Source organism: Paraburkholderia sp. BR13444 (assembly GCF_040948755.1).
GTDB classification, from domain to species: Bacteria; Pseudomonadota; Gammaproteobacteria; order Burkholderiales; family Burkholderiaceae; genus Paraburkholderia; species Paraburkholderia youngii.
This window is the reverse complement of sequence record NZ_JBFPKM010000035.1, coordinates 1-3,746: the sequence shown is the minus strand read 5'-3', so window position 1 is coordinate 3,746 and position 3,746 is coordinate 1. Positions and strand designations below refer to the sequence as shown.

The 3,746-nt window shown below is 63.8% G+C and carries 3 protein-coding genes; 2 read left to right on the top strand and 1 reads right to left on the bottom strand.

Annotated features, from left to right (window positions below; all coding sequences use genetic code 11):
- Positions 1-364: Phenylacetic acid catabolic protein (locus AB3X95_RS38785; protein ID WP_368622368.1), on the bottom strand; the 364-nt coding region annotated here is incomplete at its 3' end.
- A gap of 199 nt (positions 365-563) precedes the next feature.
- Between AB3X95_RS38785 and AB3X95_RS38780 the strand changes: the two genes are divergently transcribed.
- Positions 564-2,186: an NAD(P)/FAD-dependent oxidoreductase gene (locus AB3X95_RS38780; protein ID WP_368623994.1), complete on the top strand. Its 1,623-nt coding sequence runs from the start codon at positions 564-566 to the stop codon at positions 2,184-2,186.
- An 85-nt stretch (positions 2,187-2,271) separates the two neighbouring features.
- Positions 2,272-3,552, top strand: a complete 1,281-nt coding sequence (locus AB3X95_RS38775) for an SGNH/GDSL hydrolase family protein (protein WP_368623993.1) — start codon at positions 2,272-2,274, stop codon at positions 3,550-3,552.
- Positions 3,553-3,746 lie beyond the last annotated feature (194 nt).

Below are 3,746 nucleotides of genomic sequence, written 5' to 3'. Positions count from 1 at the left end.
CCTTGCCCGCGTGCAGCGCGTCGATCAGCTGCTCGCGCGACACGCCGAGCGTTTCGGCGGCGCTATACAGATAGAGCCCGTGGCCGGCCTCGTCCTGCACCTTGGCGATCAGGATCGCCTTGCGCTTGAGGCTCGGCGCGCGGGTGATCCAGTTGCCCTCGGGCAGCATGCCGACGATTTCCGAGTGCGCGTGCTGCGAGATCTGCCGCACCAGCGTCTTGCGGTAGGCGTCGGGCATCCAGTCCTGCGGCTCGATCTTGCCGTCGGCGGCCATGACCGCGTCGAAGCGCGCCTGTTCGGGCGAATTCGCGTCCGCGTCCAGCGGGGCGACGTGGCCGGGGATATCGAGGGATTGGGTGTACATGGGGGACGCTCTCTGGAGGAGTGGTCTGTGTCGGCGTAGTATAAACCAACCGACCGGTCGGTTAATAAATTTTTTGAGGACGGGGATTGGGCTTGATAGCGTCATTCGGGGGTGTTGATGCACGTCACCCCGCCCCGACACTTACCGGTAAAATTGCGAATTGGCCGCGATTTGCGGCCCACTTGCATCTCCGGTACTCATGTTACGTCTAAGCGAAATCAAACTCCCGCTCGATCATCCCGAAAGCACCCTCGAAGCCGCCATCCGTGCGCGCCTCGCGGACCTCGGCGTGCCGCGGGACGGGCTCATCCGATACACCGTGTTTCGCCGCGCGCACGACGCGCGCAAGCGCGCAGACATCAAGCTCACCTACATCGTCGATGTCGAGGTCAAGGATGAAGCGGCCGCGCTGAAACGGCTCGCCGACGTGCCGCATTGCGGCGTGACTCCCGACATGAGCTACAAGTTCGTCGCCAAAGCGCCCGCCCAACTGAGCACGCCGCGTCCGGTCGTGATCGGCATGGGACCGTGTGGTCTGTTCGCAGGACTGATCCTGGCGCAGATGGGCTTCCGGCCGATCATCCTCGAGCGCGGCAAGGCCGTGCGCGAGCGCACCAAGGACACGTTTGGCCTGTGGCGCAAATCAGTGCTGAATCCTGAGTCGAACGTGCAGTTCGGCGAAGGTGGCGCGGGCACTTTTTCGGACGGCAAGCTCTACAGCCAGATCAAGGACCCGAAACATTACGGCCGCAAAGTACTCGACGAATTCGTGCGGGCCGGTGCGCCCGAGGACATCCTGTACCTGAGCCGGCCGCATATCGGCACGTTTCGGCTCGTCAGCATGGTCGAGAAGATGCGTGCGGGCATCCACGAGCTGGGCGGCGAAGTGCGCTTCGAGACCCGCGTCGAGGACATCGACATCGACAACGGCCAGGTGCGCGGGCTGAAGCTCTCGACCGGCGAGACGCTGCGCTGCGACCACGTGGTGCTGGCGGTCGGCCATAGCGCACGCGACACCTTCCAGATGCTGCACGACCGCGGCGTTCACGTCGAGGCGAAGCCGTTTTCGCTCGGTTTCCGGATCGAGCATCCGCAAGGGGTGATCGATCGCAGCCGTTTCGGCAAATTTGCCGGTCACAAACAGCTCGGTGCAGCCGACTATAAGGTGGTGCACCACTGCAGCAATGGGCGCGCGGTGTATAGCTTTTGCATGTGTCCCGGCGGCACCGTGGTGGCGGCCACGTCGGAGCCGGGGCGGGTCGTCACGAACGGCATGAGCCAGTACTCGCGCGCGGAGCGCAACGCGAATGCGGGCATCGTGGTCGGCATTACGCCAGACGACTACCCGGGCGGCCCGCTTGCGGGTATCGCGTTCCAGCGCAAGTGGGAGGAGCGGGCGTTCGAACTCGGTGGCGGCAACTATATGGCGCCGGGGCAGTTGGTCGGCGACTTCATCGCCGGGCGTCCGTCCACGTCGCTCGGCTCCGTCGTGCCGTCGTATAAGCCCGGCGTGCGGCCAACCGATCTCAGCACTGCACTGCCCGACTACGCGATCGAGGCGATTCGCGAAGCGCTGCCGCAGATGGAAAAGAAAATCGCCGGTTTCGCGATGCATGACGCGGTGCTGACCGGCGTTGAAACGCGAACGTCGTCGCCGGTACGCGTTCGTCGCGGGGACGACTACCAGAGCGTCAACATCAAAGGGCTGTATCCCGCCGGCGAAGGTGCGGGATACGCGGGCGGGATCTACTCGGCGGCGATCGACGGAATCGAAGTCGCCGAAGCCGTCGCTCTGAAGATCATGAGTCAGCAAACGGCATGAGTCTAAACGGGCACAGCCGCCGGACAACGGCGATTGCCGCGTCGTTCGGGCACAATGCGCGTTTCGTCTCGAACCGATCGTCCGAATGACCATTCGCACCCTGGCTGCCGCATGCGGCGCGGCGCTGCTTGCCCAATTTGCTCCGTTTGTCGTTTCCTCGAATGCGTTCGCTGCCGAAGCGCCCGAGCATTGGGTCGCCGTGTGGGCGACCGCGCTGCAACCGCTTCCACAGCGGGCCGACTTGCCACCGCTGTATCGCGCGCCGGAAGTCGCCGGGCGCACCGTCCGGCAAATCGTGTATCCGACTTTGTCGGGAAAGACCGCGCGAATTCATCTGAGCAATGCGTATGGCAAGACACCTCTGGTCATCGACGAACTGCGCATCGCGCGCTCGGCCGGCGGCGCGGCGGCGGTAGCGAGGGATGGCAGTCGAGTGACGTTTGCTGGCAAGGGCGCGGTCAGCGTTCCGCCCGGCGGCGAGCTGGACAGCGATCCGATTGGGATCGACGTCGTTGAGGGCGTGCCGTATGCGATCAGTGCGTTTATGGGACCGGAGCAGCGGATCGTCGCGTGGCACCGTGTGTCGAATCAGGTGAATTATGTGTCGGGGCCGGGCAATCACACCGCCGACACGTCCGCCGCCGCGTTTCGCGGCCGCTTCACCCAATATGTGTGGGTCACGGGCTTGTCGGTGAAGGCGGTGGCACCGTCAGTTGCCGTGGCTGCGATTGGCGACTCGATCACCGACGGCATGCGCTCCAGCCTGAACCAGAACCGTCGCTGGCCGGATGCGCTGGCTCGGCGACTGGCGGCGAGCGGCGCGCAGTCGACCGCGATCGTGAATCTCGGCATCAGCGGCAACCGGCTTCTTAGTGACTCACCTTGTTATGGCGACGCGCTTGCGAGCCGCTTTGAGCGCGATGTTTTGCAACGTCCGGGCGTCAAGGCGGCGGTTGTGCTGATTGGCATCAACGACATTAACTTTGCGGCAATGCCGCCTCATGGCGGGCTCGACTGCGATTTTCCTCATACGTCGGTCACGGCTGCCGATCTGATCGACGGTTACCAGCGAGTGATCGCGGCCGCGCGGCGCAACGGTGTTAAGGTGTTCGGCGCGACGCTGACGCCGGCGTCGCTGCCGCAGGAGCGGGAAAACATCCGACTCGCAGTCAATCAGTGGATCCGGACTAGTCGCGCTTTCGATGGCGTCGTCGATTTCGACGCGGCGTTGCGCGACAGAGCGCAGCCGGAGCGTCTGCAGCGCGCTTTCGATAGCGGCGATCACATCCATCCGAGCGACGCGGGCTACGAGGCCATGGCTGACGCTGTTCCTGTTGAGGCAGTGGTGAGCGCGGCCCGGAAGTGAGTCACAACTTTTTTTAAGCAAAAGCGAAATCGGGTATTGACGAGACAAGAAAGAGTGTCCATAATCGCGCTTCTCTGCTGCAGACGCAGCGACGCAAACGAAGCAGTGCCGGGTGGTGGTTCAGGTGCTGCGGGTGGGGCGGATCGATCTTTAAAAACTAACAGCCGATAAGTGTGGGCGCTTGATGCGGAATG

Excerpts from the sequence above, each read along its gene's own strand:
- AB3X95_RS38780 (WP_368623994.1), top strand. The coding sequence starts at position 564 with ATGTTACGTCTAAGCGAAATCAAACTCCCGCTCGATCATCCCGAAAGC.
- AB3X95_RS38775 (WP_368623993.1), top strand. The coding sequence starts at position 2,272 with ATGACCATTCGCACCCTGGCTGCCGCATGCGGCGCGGCGCTGCTTGCC.